The following is a 16,991-nucleotide window of genomic DNA, read 5'->3' as shown; positions in this document are numbered from 1 at the left end:
AAACAACATGAAAAAGGGATGCGAATTACTCGCATCCCTTTCGTACTCATTTGGACAATAAAATTATAATTTAATTATAATTAACTTTAATTCAGCAATTATAATTATAACTGAGGACCAGCTGCAACAAGTGCTTTACCAGCAGCGTTTCCTTCGTATTTAGCAAAGTTCTTGATGAATCTTCCAGCAAGATCTTTCGCTTTTTCTTCCCATTCAGAAGCGTCAGCATATGTGTCACGAGGATCAAGGATACCTGTGTCTACGCCGTTAAGCTCTGTAGGAACTTCGAAATCGAAGAATGGGATCTTCTTAGTAGGAGCGTTAAGGATATCTCCGTTAAGGATTGCATCGATGATACCACGAGTATCTTTGATGGAGATACGTTTTCCTGTTCCGTTCCATCCTGTGTTAACCAGGTAAGCTTTTGCTCCGCTCTTTTCCATTTTCTTAACAAGTTCTTCTGCGTATTTTGTCGGATGCAGTTCAAGGAATGCCTGTCCGAAGCAAGCAGAGAATGTAGGTGTAGGCTCTGTGATTCCACGCTCTGTACCAGCAAGTTTAGCTGTGAATCCAGACAGGAAATAGTACTGAGTCTGAGCTTCTGTCAGGATAGATACTGGAGGAAGTACTCCGAAAGCGTCTGCGGACAGGAAGATTACGTTCTTAGCTGCCGGTGCAGAAGAGATCGGGCGAACGATGTTTTCAATGTGGTTGATCGGATAAGATACACGAGTATTCTCTGTTACACTCTTATCTGCGAAATCAATCTTGCCTTCAGCATCAAGTGTTACGTTCTCAAGAAGAGCGTTACGTTTGATTGCATTGTAGATGTCCGGCTCAGATTCTTTGTCAAGGTTGATAACTTTAGCGTAGCATCCGCCTTCGAAGTTGAATACGCCGTTGTCATCCCAGCCATGCTCGTCATCACCGATCAGGAGACGTTTCGGGTCTGTGGAAAGAGTTGTTTTACCTGTTCCGGAAAGACCGAAGAAGATAGCTGTGTTTTCGCCGTTCATATCTGTGTTTGCAGAGCAGTGCATGGAAGCCATGCCTTTAAGTGGAAGGAAGTAGTTCATCATAGAGAACATACCTTTCTTCATTTCTCCGCCGTACCATGTGTTTACGATAACCTGCTCTTTAGTTGTGATGTTGAACATTACAGCTGTTTCAGAGTTAAGGCCTAATTCTTTATAGTTTTCAACTTTAGCTTTGGAAGCGTTGTATACAACGAAATCTGGCTCGAAGTTTTCAAGTTCTTCAGCTGTTGGCTGGATGAACATATTTGTTACGAAATGTGCCTGCCAAGCAACTTCAACGATGAAACGGATAGCCATACGAGTATCTTTGTTAGCACCGCAGAATGCATCTACTACGAAAAGTCTCTTGTTGGAGAGCTCTTTTTTAGCGATTTCTTTTACTGCATTCCATGCTTCCTGAGTTGCAGGATGGTTATCGTTTTTGTATTCGTCTGTTGTCCACCATACTGTATCTTTGGAGTTCTCATCCATAACGATGTATTTATCTTTAGGAGAACGTCCTGTGTAGATACCTGTCATAACGTTAACTGCACCAAGTTCGCTGACCTGACCTTTTTCAAAGCCTTCCAGTTCCGGTTTGGTTTCTTCTTCAAATAATACTTCATAAGAAGGGTTGTAGACAATTTCTGTAGTTCCGGTAATGCCATACTTGCTTAAATCGATTTTTGCCATCTTACGTTTAACCTCTTTTCTTCGTTAATGAAAGCGCCTGTTTAAACAGGCTTAAGATACCTTACCATAAAAGCGAATGGGTATCGCTTCTCTTTTACTATTATACATATTTAACGCTTAAAATCAACAGGATTTTTGCGTTTTTTTGAATTTTGTTAAAGATTTATCAACTCAAATTTGATAAAAATCCGTCACTTTTCACAAAAGGTATGTAAATTTATTATAGTGGCAATATGGGAATACTATTCGTGGATATGATAATATTCTGTCTGACTGGAACAGACAGGAAAGGCAACCAGAAAATACTAACCAGGAGAGTTGCCACTATGTGGTTGTGCCGAAGAAAGATGCATGTTAAAATAGGAAAGAATTATCCGGCTGAAAATGACAGAGTATTATACAGCAGAGAAAAATAAAGGTTACTGTGAACGGAGTGAACATTAACAAATAAAGAGAGGATGAAGATTATCAAAACTTATTATTTAATTGATTATGAAAATGTAGGAAGCGAAGGCTTCAAAGGATGCGAAAAATTACGGGAAACAGATATTATCAATCTTTTTTATACAGATAACAGCAGAAAAATAGACCTTGATATTATCAATGATCACGGAGAGTCAAAACTGATCACGCATAAAGTACCGACAGGAAATCAGTCAGCAGATATGCATCTGGGATCTTATCTGGGATATCTGATAGGAAAAGAGTGCACAGGGCAGGATGAAGAATGTAAAATTGTTGTAATCAGCAAAGATACAGGATTTGACCATATTATAGAATTCTGGAAGGCAGAAAAAAATGTAAAAATCTCCAGAAACGAGAAGATTTCCGGAAAACAGATACAGACAAAGAAACAGGTAAAAAAACAGACCAGTAAAGAAAAAGACAAACAGGTGGCAGAACAAACTGATCAGAAAACAGAAAAACAGTTGAATGAACAATCTGAAAAGCAGTCTGCCAAACAATCAGAGAATCAGAATACAAAAAAGCCAAAACAAAAGATAATTGACATGAAAGCCGGAACAAAGAGATTACAGCAGGAATTAGTATTGGTTCTTGACAAGGCAGGTATGCCAAAGGAAGTGGTAAACTATGTTTCCACAACTGTGGAGAAAAATGCAGAAGACAAAAACAGAAAGCAGCAGATTTACAGATCTATCATTTCCAAATACGGACAGACAAAAGGACTGAATATCTATAACCATATTAAAAAGAAAATTTAATGGAATAGGACTGAAAAATATCGGAATAAAAGAAGGAGGCCGGGAACCTTATGGATTCCCGGCAAAAGTATGAAAAAGAAAAAGTTTTATTTGCAATTACTCTTTGCTCTGTACAGGTAATAATATAACCAGGAAATGTGAGAAATATGTGGTGAGAATTTGAAAAAACTGTGAAATAGATGGAAATTTAAAATGAACGTAACAAATTGCATAAGACCTGACATTGAAAGCATCTAGCAGTTATGATAAGATAAAAGTACAAAAGATGTAACTATTCAGATGTCTATTTTCAAAGAAGATACTGAACAGTTATCAAAAGACTATGAATATCAATTATTATAATTGTGCAAACAGGGAATGGTTATGATATTTTGAAGATACAGGAGATAAGGTATGCAGCTAAATCTGGAACAGAAAAAACTGATTCGGAGTTCAGCCATGGGACATTCAATCATTAGAGGGGTAGCAGGTTCTGGAAAAACTACAGTAGCAGTACATAGAATTTCATTTTTGCTTGATAATTATTGTTATGGTGCGAGCGATAAAATATTGATGGTCACCTATAATAAAAGTCTGACAAATTATATTGAGTATATATATGGTCAGATTGATAAAGATGACCAATATGGATTGTTTGATAAAACAGAATTACAGAAAAACGTAAAAATAACGAATATAGATAAACTGTTGTATTCTTATTTTAGAGCATTTTGTCAGGAAAAAGGGAAGCTGCTTCAAATTGTCCAAGGACAAAAAGAAATTGAAATATGGCAGAAAAGTCTCAGTAATGTAAAAAAGACATTCGGGGATGTCAAAATTCTGGATGCAAAGTATTTAGGATTTTTGAAAAATGAAATTGCATGGATTAGGGCTTGTAATTATGTGGAATATGAAAGTTATCAGTCGGCTGACAGGATTGGAAGAATGGGAAGCAAAGGAAGCAATGAGGGACCACAGAAATTACAGAAAAACAGCCGGATCAGACAGGCGATTTATGAATTAATGGCAACATATACGAAAGAGTGCTATGCGCAAAATCTTTGTGATTTTCAGGATGTCGCATTGTATGCTTTAAAGTATCTGAAAAACCATAAAATATCTGGATATACACATATTATTATTGACGAGAGTCAGGATTTATCCAGAGTTCAGCTGCAATGTCTTATGCAAATGTATGATTCTGAAAAGGATTACAGTAGTATTATGTTTGTAGCAGATACAGCACAGAGTATTTATAGTACATCATGGCTTGTGAAGGGACGGAGCTTTACAAGCATAGGTTTGGATATGACAGGAAGAAGCACATCCCTTGCAAAAAATTATCGTACAACAACACAAATTGCTGAGGCTGCATATAGTCTGATCAGAGAAGACTCAGATATTGTAAATGATGATAACTTTGTAAAACCTTCCCTTATTGATAAGCAGGGGATTTATCCCGTTTTTGCCCGGTATAATACAATTGGGGAAGAAATTTTGGGAGTGGAAAAACTTTTAAAGAAACTTCTTAAACGCTATGAAGCGAAAGAAATTGCAATTGTTGCCAGAACCAAAAGAATCCTGGAAGAAGTTAAAAAAGAAACAGATGAGAATATAAAGATGACGCTGTATACTTCTCAGGAAGGAATCAATTTCGGAGAAGAGGCAATTAAGCTGCTGACTATGCATTCTATAAAAGGGCTTGAGTTTAAAATAGTAATTCTTATGGGATTATCAGACAAATTAATTCCGAATCCTATGTTATTGCAGGAAAACGAAGATGCCGCTTATGTAGAAACAATGGAAAGAAAATTACTTTATGTAGGTATGACAAGGGCAACAGAGAGATTGTATATGAGTTGTCATGGCGTTCCTTCGAGGTTTATTTCAAGTATAGAACCAAAATTTCTGAAAATGAGGGAGGGAGCGGCATTTCGTTGCCTGACAGATATTCCTTTACAGAATTATATGTTTAAGGACAAAATTGCAGATCTTTATAGTAAAGAAGAAAAAATACGTCAATGGTTGTTGAATGAACTGAAAACAGTTTATCATTATCCGTCAGAATTGCTAGATGTAGAATATAAAGTACAGGTTTTCTCAAAAATGGGATTTGTTGATGTCGTTGTCATGGTTTATAAAAATAATCGGATAGTACCGTATATTATGGCTGAGGTAAAACAATACCAGGCAGGAATAAGCGTAGCTGAAGAACAATTGCGCTCTTATATGGCTGTAAGTCCAGAGGTTTGCTATGGAATTATTACAGATGGAAATGAACTGAAACTTATCAATAAAGAGGGAGTAGAAGTAGAGGATATTCCGAAGTTTGATGTTTCAATGCTTCCGTCAGGAATTGCTGAATATATATATGTGGATTTTGTACGGGACAAAAAATACAGGTATATGTGTGACGAAGAATGTCCGGATGAATTTATCCTTCAGGAAGAAAATGCGCAGAGAAGTTTAAAAGAGAATGAACTGGTACAATGTCCTGTATTTGCTGAAATAGCAGCAGGAACTCCGATAGAAATGACGGAAGGTATAACAGAGATATGTAAATTACCATTAGAATGGATCTCAGCACCTGCGGAAACTTTCCTTTTGACTGTACGGGGAAATTCTATGATTAATGCAGATATTAATAATGGAGACAAAGTCGTTTTGCGGAAAACAAATGTGGTAGATAACGGGCAGATTGCGGCTGTAGAACTTGATGGAAATGTCACATTAAAAACTTTTCGAAAGATGGGAAGTACCATTTTGCTAATTCCGGAAAATGATGAGTATGAACCCATGATGGTCAATGCGGATCAGATCAGGATACTGGGTCATGCAATCGGAGTAATAAAAAAGAAAAATAATGTGTAGAGTAATTTGAAATTGCTTTGCTATAAAATGGAAAGGAAACTATGAATATACAAATATTCGGAACAAAGAAAAATTTTGACAGCAAGAAAGCAGAACGCTATTTCAAAGAACGGGGAATTAAATATCAGTTTATAGATATGAAAGAAAAAGGCTTAAGTAAAGGTGAATTCCAATCTGTCTGCAAGGCAATTGGTGGTTATAACAAGCTGATAGATACTGACTGCAAGGATAAAGACCTGCTGGCATTGATCACCTATATTGCAGAGGAAGACAAAGCAGAGAAAATCCTCGAAAACCAGAGCATCATCAAAGTCCCTGTGGTAAGAAACGGAAAACAGGCGACAGTGGGATATCAGCCAGAGATTTGGAAAAATTGGAAATAAAAAATGTGAATATATTTAAAATGATAAGAGATAAAAGGAAAAATAAAAGATGGCAAAGATCAGAATCATAAAGAAAAATAATGACTGCAGCATGGAATACGAAGTAGGTGATATTTGTGAGGTCACAGGTACCTGGTATGGCGGCGTCCACATCAATGGCCGTTCCGGAATCCCGGTTTCCCTTGATAAAGAAGAATATATGGAACTCAACACAGAACCAGAAGAACCTGACAGTGCAGAAAATGAAAATACATCAGAATCACCGGAACACGATATCCATACAGGCGACATTGTACAGCATTTCAAAAGAGAATGGGTATCCCCGGATACTTCCGAATATCTCTATAAAGTCCTGGCAGTAGCCCATCACACAGAAAATGGTGAAAAACTGATGATTTACCAGGCACTCTACGCACCCTTCAAAATCTGTGCCAGACCCTATGATATGTTTATGAGTGAAGTAGACAGAGACAAATATCCAGATATTAAACAGAAGTACAGATTTGAAAAATATACTGAAAAATAGATGATTGATATTTTATGGAATTGCTATAGTAAAACAGGCACTTTTGCCTGTACAAAAACACTTTGTCGTTGTATAGTAATAACAAATAATAACAGCATACGTTTCCAGAGATTTTATAGCATTATCTGAAAAAATGTGCAGAAAGAACGAAAGGGAAGGAAATATGCAGAAGGTATTAGTAGTTGTAGACATGCAGAATGACTTCATCGACGGAGCTCTTGGAACAAAAGAGGCAGTTGCCATTGTACCTGGTGTAAAAGAGAAAATCGAAAATTTTGATGGAGTTGTTCTTTTTACCAGAGACACCCATGAGACTTACTATCTTGACACCCAGGAAGGACAGAAGCTTCCTGTACCGCACTGTATCCGTGACACTGAAGGCTGGCAGATCAGAAGCGAATTAGATGCACTCAGAAAAACAGAACCCATTGATAAAGAAACCTTTGGTTCCACAGACCTTGCAGGAGAACTGGTGGCAATGAATGAGGATAATGAAATCGAAAGTATCACATTCGTAGGTTTATGCACAGACATCTGTGTTATTTCCAATGCACTTCTGGCAAAAGCATCTCTCCCGGAAGTTCCGATCATCGTAGACGCTAAATGTTGCGCAGGCGTAACACCGGAAAGCCATGAGAATGCACTGAAAGCAATGGAAGCATGTCAGATCCAGATTGACAGATAAACTGCGGAGCAGTTATTCAGTTATGAGCAAGTAGCAAAGCAGATATTTTATCCGCTTGACAATTCAGATATGAGGAGTGACAAAATAATGAAAACAATTACACGAGATGAGGCATTCGCATTATTAAAGAAATACAACAAGGATCCCTTCCATATTCAGCATGCCCTGACTGTAGAAGCAGTAATGAAATGGTATGCCAGTGAACTTGGCTATGGCGAAGATGCAGAATACTGGGGAATTGTAGGACTCCTCCATGACATTGACTTTGAGTTATATCCGGAAGAACACTGCCTGAAAGCTCCGGAAATGCTCCGCAAAGCAGGCGTAGGCGAAGACGTAATCCATTCAGTTGTATCCCACGGCTACGGCATCACAGTAGGATGTGGCGCAACCATTGATGTAGCACCGGAACACGAAATGGAAAAAGTACTCTTTGCGGCGGACGAACTTACAGGACTTATCTGGGCAGCAGCACTTATGAGACCATCCAAAAGCACAAAAGACATGGAACTCAAATCCCTCAAGAAGAAATATAAAAGCAAAGGCTTCGCAGCAGGATGCTCCAGAGAAGTCATCGAGCGAGGAGCCGAACAACTCGGCTGGGAACTGCAGAAGCTGCTCACTATGACACTGCAGGCAATGGCAGACTGCGAGGATGAGATTAAGTCGGAGATGGATGCGGAAGAGTAATGGAATGTCTGATTTATTGACTTATTACCAGAAATGAATGATGGAATCAGAGAACCAGACTGTATGTAGGGGAAGAAACCTATGTGCAGTCTGGCTTTCTTTTTTACTTATATGGAAGTTGATGAAAGAGAAAAGATATCAAAAAAGAAATATGCAACAGTTTTTGCGTATTATAGATAAGTGAATATAACAAAAAATGTCTGACGAAAATTGTTGCTGTTTATGTCAAAAAAATGTATAATATGTCACAAAGAAGTTAGATTTATCAGAAAAATTAAGGCATAAGAAACAAAACAGGTATTTTGCAGATAAAACAGGAGTGAAATCAGTGCTGGATGGCATTTGGTGAGTGAATATATGGCAGATATAGATAAAACATTAAAATATTACAACGAAAATGCGCAGTCTTTTGCCTCTGGGACTGTTTCGGTAAAGTTTACAAAAGTGCAAGATAAATTTCTGGAGAAACTTAACCCAGATGCGTATATTCTTGACTTTGGCTGCGGTGCAGGTAGAGATACAAAGTACTTTCTGAGTCGTGGATATCAGGTAGATGCAGTTGATGGTTCAGAACAATTGTGTCGGATTGCAAGTGAATATACGGAAATTAAAGTCAGGCAGATGTTGTTTCAGGAATTGGATGAAAAAGAAAAATATGATGGCATATGGGCTTGTGCATCTATTCTCCATTTGCCGAAAAAACAACTGCGTGAAGTTTTGAAAAATATGTATGCAGCATTGAAATCGAAAGGATGGATTTATACCTCTTTTAAATACGGAGAATTTGAAGGTGAACGAAACGGAAGATATTTTACCGATTTTACGACATATACATTTAAAGATTTCATACATGACATGCATGGCCTTAAAATAGAAGAACATTGGATCACAGGAGATGTCCGACCGGGAAGAGGTGAGGAAAAATGGCTGAATTTACTTCTGCAGAAAAAGTAAACATCGGGTATGAAAACGAATATTCCACAGATGCAATGACCGGCGGACCGGATAAAAGAAGACAGCTATATTATCAGCTGATACAGAGCATGAAAAAAGCAGAAAGCGTTGATATCATTGTCTCTTTTCTTATGGAATCCGGAGTGAGAATGTTGCTGAAAGAACTGGAACATACTTTAAAACGTGGAGCCAAAATCCGAATCCTGACAGGAAACTACCTTGGAATTACACAGCCATCAGCACTATATCTGATCAAAAGAAAACTTGGTGACAGAGTTGATCTTAGATTTTATTGTGAAAAAGGACGGTCTTTTCATCCCAAGTCTTACATTTTCCATTATACAGATTACAGTGAACTTTACATCGGCTCTTCCAATATTTCCAGGAGTGCGCTGACCTCAGGAATAGAATGGAATTATCGGTTCAGCAGTCAGAAGGACCCGGAAAACTACAAAGAGTTCTTTCGTACATTTGAAGATTTATTTGTGAATCATTCCATTATCATTGATGATAAAGAATTAAAACGTTACTCCCAGAACTGGCATCGTCCGGCGGTGGCAAAAGACCTTGACAGATATGACTTTACGGAGTCGGAAACAAATGATACGAAAATAAAACCTTTATATGAACCAAGAGGAGCACAGATCGAGGCATTGTGCGCATTGGAAGATACAAGAGCAGAAGGAGCACAGAAAGCACTCATTCAGGCTGCAACGGGCATCGGGAAAACATTTCTGGCTGCTTTTGATTCAAAAAAATATGAGAAAGTGTTGTTTGTTGCACATAGGGAAGAGATTCTGAAACAGGCAGCAGTTTCTTTTCAGAATGTAAGGAATTCCAAAGACTATGGATTTTTTATGGGAGCTGAGAAGTGCACAGATAAACCGCTTATATTTGCCTCGGTAGCAAGCCTTGGAAAACCGGAATATTTAAATGAAAAATATTTCGCTCCAGATTACTTCAATTACGTGGTGATTGATGAATTTCATCATGCAGTCAATGACCAATATCGAAGAATTGTAGAATATTTCAGACCGCAGTTTCTCCTTGGACTGACGGCAACGCCTGAGAGAATGGACGGCAAAAATATATATGAAATCTGCGATTATAATGTGCCGTATGAGATTTCACTGAAAGATGGAATCAATAAGGGAATGCTGGTTCCGTTTCATTACTATGGAATTTATGATGAGACTGACTACACAAAGCTACATATAGTTAAGGGAAAATATGCAGAAGAAGAACTGAACAGAACTTATATCGGGAATGCTTACAGGCATGAGTTGATTTACAAATATTACTGCAAATATGGCTCTAGTCAGGCATTAGGATTCTGCTGTTCCAGAAAACATGCAGAAGAAATGGCAAAAGAATTCGGTAAAAGAGGAATTCCGTCGGCAGCAGTTTATAGTAATGCAGATGGAGAGTTTTCCATGGACAGAGCAGAAGCGATTGAGAAACTGAAAAATGGAGAAATCAAAGTTATCTTTTCAGTGGATATGTTCAACGAAGGTGTAGATATTCCATCAGTCGATATGGTAATGTTCCTGCGTCCGACAGAATCTCCGGTTGTCTTTCTGCAGCAGCTTGGAAGGGGATTGCGCAGAAGTAAGGGAAAAGAATATCTCAATGTTCTGGACTTTATCGGCAATTATGAAAAAGCGGGAAGAGTCAGGTATTTGCTGATAGGGAAAAATAAAACAGGAAAAGAAACATATTATCCGGCAGATAAGGCAGATTATCCAGATGAATGCTTCGTTGATTTTGATATGAGATTGATTGATCTGTTTGCAGAAATGGACAAGAAACAACTGACAATCAAAGAACAAATCAGAAACGAGTATTTCCGGATCAAAGAATTGCTTGGCAAACAACCAACCAGAATGGATTTGTTTACTTATATGGATGATGATGTGTATCAGATGGCGGTCACACATTCGAATGAGAATCCGTTTAAAAAGTATTTGAATTATCTGGAAGAATTGGATGAACTCACAGATGAGCAGAAAAAATTCAGCCAGGGAATGGGAAAAGATTTTATAAATCTGCTGGAAAACACCAACATGAGCAAGGTGTATAAAATGCCGGTACTGATGGCTTTTTATAACCATGGGAATGTGAGAATGGAAGTGTCAGAGGTGGAACTTCTGGCAAGCTGGAAAAAATTCTTCTCTACAGGAACAAACTGGAAGGATTTGGAGAAAGAGATTACATATGAGGAATATCGCAAGATTTCGGATAAGAACCATATCCAAAAGATAATGAAAATGCCGGTACGCTTTCTGTTAAAATCTGGGGAAGAATTCTTTGTGAAAAAGGATGGCGCGGCGTTGGCATTGAGGGATGAAATGGAAGAAATTGTGAAGGAGCCGGTGCTGGCGGAACAAATGAAGGATGTTATTGAGTATAGGGCGATGGACTATTATCGGAGACGGTATAAAGAGCAGATAAAAGCACTTTTATAGTGATGGAGAAGATGCGTATGGAATCAGAAAATTATGTGTATAAAAAAGAAATAGACTGGTCTACATTGATGGAAGGCTTTACATTGCCGTTAGATAATCAGGTGATTTTTCTCCGAAATATGGAGAATTTTTTACAGCGTGGACAATCTAAAATCATTCATTTTTTTATGAATGGAAAAACGTATGATGCGAAAATCGTTAATATGAATAACTCAGTAGAAAAGAGAAAGAAGGATGCCTATCAGATCAGATATCCAAGAAATGGTGAGCTGTCACAGGCACTTCAGCAATACTTTTTCAAAAGCATGAGTTACATAAAGATGATTCGTGAAAACAGAGATCCAAAAGACAGAAGTTATATAAAAATGCCAGATGGACTAAAGGAATATCTTGCTATTTATACCACAGAATATGAAGATACTTTTCTTCTGGAGCCAATAGCACAGGATGATTTTCAGGTTATGAAAAAGGCAATTCAAGGAATGCGAGAGCGGACTGTGGAGAATGAAATAGAATATGAGATGGAAGATAAAAGCAGTGGAATAGAAAAGAAGTTACAGATTGTTAAGATTCGTAAACTGAACAGAAAAATTGGAGAAAATTTGAAGCTGTTGTACGGATACCGATGCCAGATATGCGGGCAGGTGATTGGAGAAAAATATGGTTCACATATCGCAGAGGCACATCACATTGATTATTTTGTTAATAGTTTGAATAATGATGCGAATAACCAGATGATTGTATGCCCGAATCATCATAGTGTTATACATGATGCGAATCCGGTGTTTGATCGGAGGAGGATGGTGTATAGGTTTGATAATGGGGTGGAAGAAAGGATTAGCTTAAATAAGCATTTATTTATATATGTGAAATAGTACATACAAATATAGAAAAATTGTTGCGGTCTAATATGGAGATTGTTATAATGGAAGACAGAGCGTAGAAAAACGTGGATGGATATTCACATATAGAACATGAAGAGGTAACATTAATCCGTATGGGAAAAAGAGGTGATATACAAAATTGATAAAGGTGGAAAATGTATTTACAGTGACGATATTGATATGTTGTGAGAACTTGATATAAACATGACTAATGATTCTGAATTATAAATATTTGTATTATCAGAATCTGGATTACTTGGAATGGAAAAGAATTAGAGTGAAATAGATAATTCCAACAAAGGTTTTATAAACAAAAGATAAAATGAAGGAGAGTTATGATGGAAATAATTGCACAGGCAGTCAGAGTGATTGATTATGAAAACAACAGTGTTCAAAGAAGAAATGTGAATATGATGCCAAAGTTTAAAGATTATATTGAACAATTGATTGTTCATGTGAGCAACAATGTTTCCATCAGGGAATATCATACACAGTCAACAAGAACCGAAGTTATTGCGGGAATTCTTGAGATTGCAGGAAATCTGGAAACTCCAGATGCGATTGAAGAAAAGATAGATTCAATTGCAGAAAGACTTGTCAGAAATGAACGGGAAGCTCAGGCTCGGATTGGGCATATGAACATCAGTGTACAGAAGGGAAGTTTGATTTTTGCATTGTTTGAGGATAATGGAAACAGAAAGTGTATTCTTGCTAAAATTGAGCATACAGGTTTCTTTGATGAAAGGGACTACAGTGAAAGATTTGGATTCTCAAAAGATACAAAGAAAATCTGGAAAACATGCATGTTTGATTTGAATAATCTGAATGCAGATCAGTTTCAGGCAAAAATATATTCGAATACGGTTGCAAAATATTGGTGGTTCGATTTCCTAGAGTTGGTGGAATGTCAGAATGACAGGGTAAATACGTACAAAACATATGATTCTGTTGAAAAGTGTTTAAACAGAAAATTGAAGAAAACAGCGCCTTATGATAATAGAGTTATCCAAAATGCCATGTACGCATATATGAACAATGCAAATCGGGAGATGTTCGATTATGATAATATGATTGAAAAAATATTTACGGGTTATATGCCTAATGATATGACAGGCGAGCAAAAACGAGAATTACATGAAAGACTAAATAGACTTCCAGAAGAAAAAGGATTTGACAGACAATTTCAGGCAATACCAGACGCCATAAAGAAAAAAGCAATAAGAACTTATAAAATAAATACAGGAATTATGTTAAAAATCTCAGATATAGGAAATGAAAATGATATCAGTGCATATGAAGATGCGTATGGAAAAAAATATCTTAAAATAAGGTTAAGCGATGACCGCACTTTTCAGACATTTGCACGCAATAATGAAGACAATAGAGAGGAGTAGTTTCTTATGTTGGAAAGAATCCGAAATCAAATTACAGAGCTGAGAAAGGAAGAAGAACGGAGATATACATATGAGGCAGAGTTCAGTTTCAGCAAAGAACTTCCGGTACAATATTCAGAATGGATGAATACGATTTGGGATATTTCTAATAGAGACAAAATAAAAATTTATCTAGTTTCAGAGGGGGGAGAATCCTTTGATTTAAAAGAAAATGTAGAGGAAGAGTATGCAGAATTTCTTAAAGGTCTTGAAAGTGATGAAACAGTTGAGGTTAGCCTTACAATAGACAAAAAAATAGTAAATGGATATTTATCTGTATACTGCTTTGAAAAATTTGCTGAAGATATTAGTTCATTACCAATAGACAAAGTTTTAACAGCATTTTCGAATTTTATGAAAAAAGCTGGTCGGAGTATAACCTTTGAATTATTTGACAGTAGAGATATGTTTTATACAAAAACAATGTTCTTTCTGACGGCAGGAAGCAGACCACTGGATTTGGACTTTGATAGAACAAACAGATTACTGGAATGCAGAGAAAATGCATATTTTTATAATCAGGACAATTATGAATTACTTCCAGATGATTTTAAAATAGAAATTGGATACGAAGGAAACCCGCTCAAAGACTTATTCCTGAAAATGGAAACAATTTTGTCTGCTTGTTTACTGGCTTCAAACTCATTCATACAGGATGGTAAACTGAAACTTCAGATAATGGGGCAGCGTTCAATGGAATATCATGATACTCTTGAAAATATACAGGGAAATAATAATCTTTATAAAATCTACAATTGGATTTATTCAGGCGGCAGTATTGTTGATAAAGTGATTATAGCTAGGAATATTATATGTCTCCATTGTAAATATGAATCTTTGTTAAATATCAGTGATGGAGTAATGGCATCCATTCAAACGAATTACAATCTTTATTTGAGAGATAATGTAACTCAATATTTGGAATTAAAAAATAAAGTCGCAGAATTTATTACGGATATTGTATCGAGAACCGGAGAATATGCAACGGAGATGTTAGATAAGTTCAAGACAAATCTTTTGGCTATTTTGGGATTCCTGTTTTCTGTAATACTTGCGAACATCGTATCTGATCAGCCTTTGGACAATATTTTTACAAAAGACATCACAATTCTTTCAGAAATTGTTTTGATAGCCTCTTTTGGTTATCTTTTTATTAGCTATCAACAGTCAAAATATGAACTACAAAAAGTATATAGTAGTTATGACAAGCTAAAAGATTCTTACCGAGAAATACTAACAGAAGATGATATAAGAGAGTGTTTTCAGAATGATGACATAAAAACAGAAATGAAACGAACGATTGATAGATCTGTGCGAATATATCTCATAATTTGGGGTGGTATTTTGCTTTCGCTTCTGATATTGGTAGAATATATGAGTAGTGAACCTTTTATATGGCCTATTTTAAAATCTTTATTCCAAATAACAAAAAAATAGTGTGATCATACCGGTATATACCCAAAAGAAACTAAGTAGGAGTATACTGAGGGTCTGACCGTGCGTTCAGCAAAGGGTATATAGTCCGGTGGGTGGTCCCATCAAATAAGCTGTTAACCACAGCATTTGAAGCGAGTCTTGAGTCTGTTACGGTAACGTGAAGGCTAAGCGTAGACAGCAAGATAGCAGGGATAGCTATGGAGCACCGAAATCCCAAAGTATCAGAGGGTCGACACCGTGGTCAGGGTGGAAGACAATATATGCACTTATCGTTATGGTGAGATTTTGCATGCCTCTGCGGTGTTGTTGAAACTATTCATGTCAGACAGGGACTATATGTCAACTGGAGAGGACCTGCATTTTCTTTTCAGAGTGTGTAAATGAAAAGTATGTCCGCCAACCAAAAGAAAAAAGACAAACGAAATGCAGGTAGTCGGAGGCCCGAACAGTACCGGTGAAGGTATGAACAAAAATAAATACTGGAGGGAAGTCGAGAGAGAACTGTGCCTCGCAGTTCTGGCCTGCGAAACTATATCAAAGAGGAAACATTAGCTATACACAGAGATAGGGGAACTAATGGAAACGAAATTGGCGAGAATATCACAATTATCAAAAGAAAACCCAGACATGGTCTTTACATCACTGGGGCATTTTATCAATAAGGAGATCGCTTGAATTGTTGGAAGAATTCTTTCATAAATATATTAATATTAGAAGTTGTCAGTTATTAAGGATTAATCCTGAAACGAAGAAGTGGAATTGCTCTATGGCAACAAGGGCGAATCGCAGGGAAACTAGGTATTTGCCGATTTGCTGCCTCATCTGCTCAGGATAATAGAAAATGCCGGAATGCTGATCATTGATGAATTTGGCAATAGTCTTCATAATAAATTGGCTGAAAAAATTATTGAATTCTTTATGGAGAATGTTGCTTTACGCTAAAATGGTTTCATGCTATCATTATTTTAGTTAAAAATTTTGATGGCATGAAGCTATTTTTGATTGGAGGCATGGAAGATTTGAACTTTAATTATTGCTATAAAATTATTTATGAATCAGGGGAAACTTATGACAGACGAAGAAATGAGCTGTCAGTAGAAATTTCAAAAGAAGACTATAAGAAAATTATAACAGGAGTATTACAGGAAAGATCGATTGATCAGATTGAATAACTGCGCGTCGCATTCTCGTTACTTCCAGTGATGAGTTAGACGCGCAAATTTTTTTACAAAACAACAGAACAAATGTTTACATAAACCAATACATATGGTATAATATTTATATGGAAAAAGATATATTTAATATAGATAAAAACAAACTTTCATATGGTAGGGGATATGTCTATTCCTTGCAGTATCATCTTGTCTGGTGTACAAAATACAGAAAAAAGGTTTTAAAAAACGGAATCGATACAGAATGCGAAGAAATGTTACAGAATCTTGCAGAAGAATATAAATTTCAGATCCTGGCAATGGAGGTGATGCCGGATCATATCCATCTGCTTGTGGACTGTAAACCTCAGTTTTATATTTCAGATATGATCAAGATCATGAAAGGAAATCTTGCACGCCAGATGTTTCTTGCGTATCCGGAGTTAAAAAAGGAACTGTGGGGTGGGCATCTGTGGAATCCGTCTTACTGTGCCATAACGGTCAGTGACAGGAGCAGAGACCAGGTGCTTGCCTACATCGAAGGACAAAAGGAAAAAGAAAAGAAAAAAGCCTGACAGAAGAAATGATTTGTTGGAGGAAA

14 protein-coding genes are annotated in these 16,991 nt (G+C 36.9%); 13 read left to right on the top strand and 1 reads right to left on the bottom strand.

The features are described from left to right. Window positions 1-104: 104 nt before the first annotated feature. Window positions 105-1,709, bottom strand: a complete 1,605-nt coding sequence (gene pckA / locus LJE09_RS00890) for a phosphoenolpyruvate carboxykinase (ATP) (protein ID WP_008704006.1) — start codon at window positions 1,707-1,709, stop codon at window positions 105-107. Between the two features lie 458 nt (window positions 1,710-2,167). Between pckA and LJE09_RS00885 the strand changes: the two genes are divergently transcribed. The 13 genes from LJE09_RS00885 to tnpA all read left to right on the top strand — a co-directional run bounded on the left by LJE09_RS00885 (window position 2,168) and on the right by tnpA (window position 16,965). Continuing rightward, the gene (locus LJE09_RS00885; protein ID WP_227310908.1) at window positions 2,168-2,932 is read left to right on the top strand and encodes a PIN domain-containing protein; all 765 of its coding nucleotides are present in this window, start codon (window positions 2,168-2,170) and stop codon (window positions 2,930-2,932) included. A gap of 393 nt (window positions 2,933-3,325) precedes the next feature. Next, complete coding sequence (gene lexA, locus LJE09_RS00880) at window positions 3,326-5,782, top strand: transcriptional repressor LexA (RefSeq protein ID WP_227310907.1); 2,457 nt, start codon at window positions 3,326-3,328, stop codon at window positions 5,780-5,782. Window positions 5,783-5,823: 41 nt separating this feature from the next. Continuing rightward, window positions 5,824-6,165 carry an arsenate reductase family protein gene (locus LJE09_RS00875; RefSeq protein ID WP_119243975.1) on the top strand — a complete coding sequence of 114 codons (342 nt, stop codon included), beginning with the start codon at window positions 5,824-5,826 and terminating at the stop codon, window positions 6,163-6,165. Between the two features lie 49 nt (window positions 6,166-6,214). Continuing rightward, a complete protein-coding gene (locus LJE09_RS00870; protein WP_227226391.1) occupies window positions 6,215-6,691 on the top strand; it encodes a DUF1653 domain-containing protein in 477 nt (158 codons plus the stop codon). Between the two features lie 163 nt (window positions 6,692-6,854). Further along, window positions 6,855-7,376 carry a cysteine hydrolase family protein gene (locus tag LJE09_RS00865; protein WP_022381390.1) on the top strand — a complete coding sequence of 174 codons (522 nt, stop codon included), beginning with the start codon at window positions 6,855-6,857 and terminating at the stop codon, window positions 7,374-7,376. Window positions 7,377-7,463: 87 nt separating this feature from the next. Then, the gene (locus LJE09_RS00860; RefSeq protein ID WP_008703996.1) at window positions 7,464-8,066 is read left to right on the top strand and encodes an HDIG domain-containing metalloprotein; all 603 of its coding nucleotides are present in this window, start codon (window positions 7,464-7,466) and stop codon (window positions 8,064-8,066) included. A gap of 357 nt (window positions 8,067-8,423) precedes the next feature. Next, complete coding sequence (locus LJE09_RS00855) at window positions 8,424-9,020, top strand: class I SAM-dependent methyltransferase (protein ID WP_008703995.1); 597 nt, start codon at window positions 8,424-8,426, stop codon at window positions 9,018-9,020. Then, window positions 8,990-11,485 (top strand): DEAD/DEAH box helicase family protein, encoded by a 2,496-nt coding sequence (locus tag LJE09_RS00850; RefSeq protein ID WP_008703994.1) that lies wholly within the window; start codon window positions 8,990-8,992, stop codon window positions 11,483-11,485. The genes LJE09_RS00855 and LJE09_RS00850 overlap by 31 nt, the downstream gene beginning before the upstream one ends. A 17-nt stretch (window positions 11,486-11,502) precedes the next feature. Beyond that, a complete protein-coding gene (locus LJE09_RS00845; RefSeq protein WP_008703993.1) occupies window positions 11,503-12,360 on the top strand; it encodes an HNH endonuclease signature motif containing protein in 858 nt (285 codons plus the stop codon). 344 nt (window positions 12,361-12,704) lie between these two features. After that, a complete protein-coding gene (locus tag LJE09_RS00840) occupies window positions 12,705-13,763 on the top strand; it encodes a nucleoid-associated protein (protein WP_118569696.1) in 1,059 nt (352 codons plus the stop codon). A gap of 6 nt (window positions 13,764-13,769) precedes the next feature. Continuing rightward, window positions 13,770-15,239: a hypothetical protein gene (locus LJE09_RS00835; protein WP_008703989.1), complete on the top strand. Its 1,470-nt coding sequence runs from the start codon at window positions 13,770-13,772 to the stop codon at window positions 15,237-15,239. A gap of 1,019 nt (window positions 15,240-16,258) precedes the next feature. Next, window positions 16,259-16,411 (top strand): hypothetical protein, encoded by a 153-nt coding sequence (locus LJE09_RS00830; RefSeq protein WP_155513398.1) that lies wholly within the window; start codon window positions 16,259-16,261, stop codon window positions 16,409-16,411. A 110-nt stretch (window positions 16,412-16,521) separates the two neighbouring features. Continuing rightward, window positions 16,522-16,965, top strand: coding sequence for an IS200/IS605 family transposase (tnpA, locus tag LJE09_RS00825; protein ID WP_020993707.1), 444 nt, complete (start codon window positions 16,522-16,524; stop codon window positions 16,963-16,965). Window positions 16,966-16,991 lie beyond the last annotated feature (26 nt).

Source organism: Blautia sp. DFI.3.45, assembly GCF_020593505.1.
GTDB classification, from domain to species: Bacteria; Bacillota; Clostridia; order Lachnospirales; family Lachnospiraceae; genus Blautia_A; species Blautia_A wexlerae.
This window is presented reverse-complemented; position numbering and strand designations above follow the sequence as displayed.

Excerpts from the sequence above, each read along its gene's own strand:
- pckA (WP_008704006.1), bottom strand. The coding sequence starts at position 1,709 with ATGGCAAAAATCGATTTAAGCAAGTATGGCATTACCGGAACTACAGAA.
- LJE09_RS00885 (WP_227310908.1), top strand. The coding sequence starts at position 2,168 with ATGAAGATTATCAAAACTTATTATTTAATTGATTATGAAAATGTAGGA.
- lexA (WP_227310907.1), top strand. The coding sequence starts at position 3,326 with ATGCAGCTAAATCTGGAACAGAAAAAACTGATTCGGAGTTCAGCCATG.
- LJE09_RS00875 (WP_119243975.1), top strand. The coding sequence starts at position 5,824 with ATGAATATACAAATATTCGGAACAAAGAAAAATTTTGACAGCAAGAAA.
- LJE09_RS00870 (WP_227226391.1), top strand. The coding sequence starts at position 6,215 with ATGGCAAAGATCAGAATCATAAAGAAAAATAATGACTGCAGCATGGAA.
- LJE09_RS00865 (WP_022381390.1), top strand. The coding sequence starts at position 6,855 with ATGCAGAAGGTATTAGTAGTTGTAGACATGCAGAATGACTTCATCGAC.
- LJE09_RS00860 (WP_008703996.1), top strand. The coding sequence starts at position 7,464 with ATGAAAACAATTACACGAGATGAGGCATTCGCATTATTAAAGAAATAC.
- LJE09_RS00855 (WP_008703995.1), top strand. The coding sequence starts at position 8,424 with ATGGCAGATATAGATAAAACATTAAAATATTACAACGAAAATGCGCAG.
- LJE09_RS00850 (WP_008703994.1), top strand. The coding sequence starts at position 8,990 with ATGGCTGAATTTACTTCTGCAGAAAAAGTAAACATCGGGTATGAAAAC.
- LJE09_RS00845 (WP_008703993.1), top strand. The coding sequence starts at position 11,503 with ATGGAATCAGAAAATTATGTGTATAAAAAAGAAATAGACTGGTCTACA.
- LJE09_RS00840 (WP_118569696.1), top strand. The coding sequence starts at position 12,705 with ATGATGGAAATAATTGCACAGGCAGTCAGAGTGATTGATTATGAAAAC.
- LJE09_RS00835 (WP_008703989.1), top strand. The coding sequence starts at position 13,770 with ATGTTGGAAAGAATCCGAAATCAAATTACAGAGCTGAGAAAGGAAGAA.
- tnpA (WP_020993707.1), top strand. The coding sequence starts at position 16,522 with ATGGAAAAAGATATATTTAATATAGATAAAAACAAACTTTCATATGGT.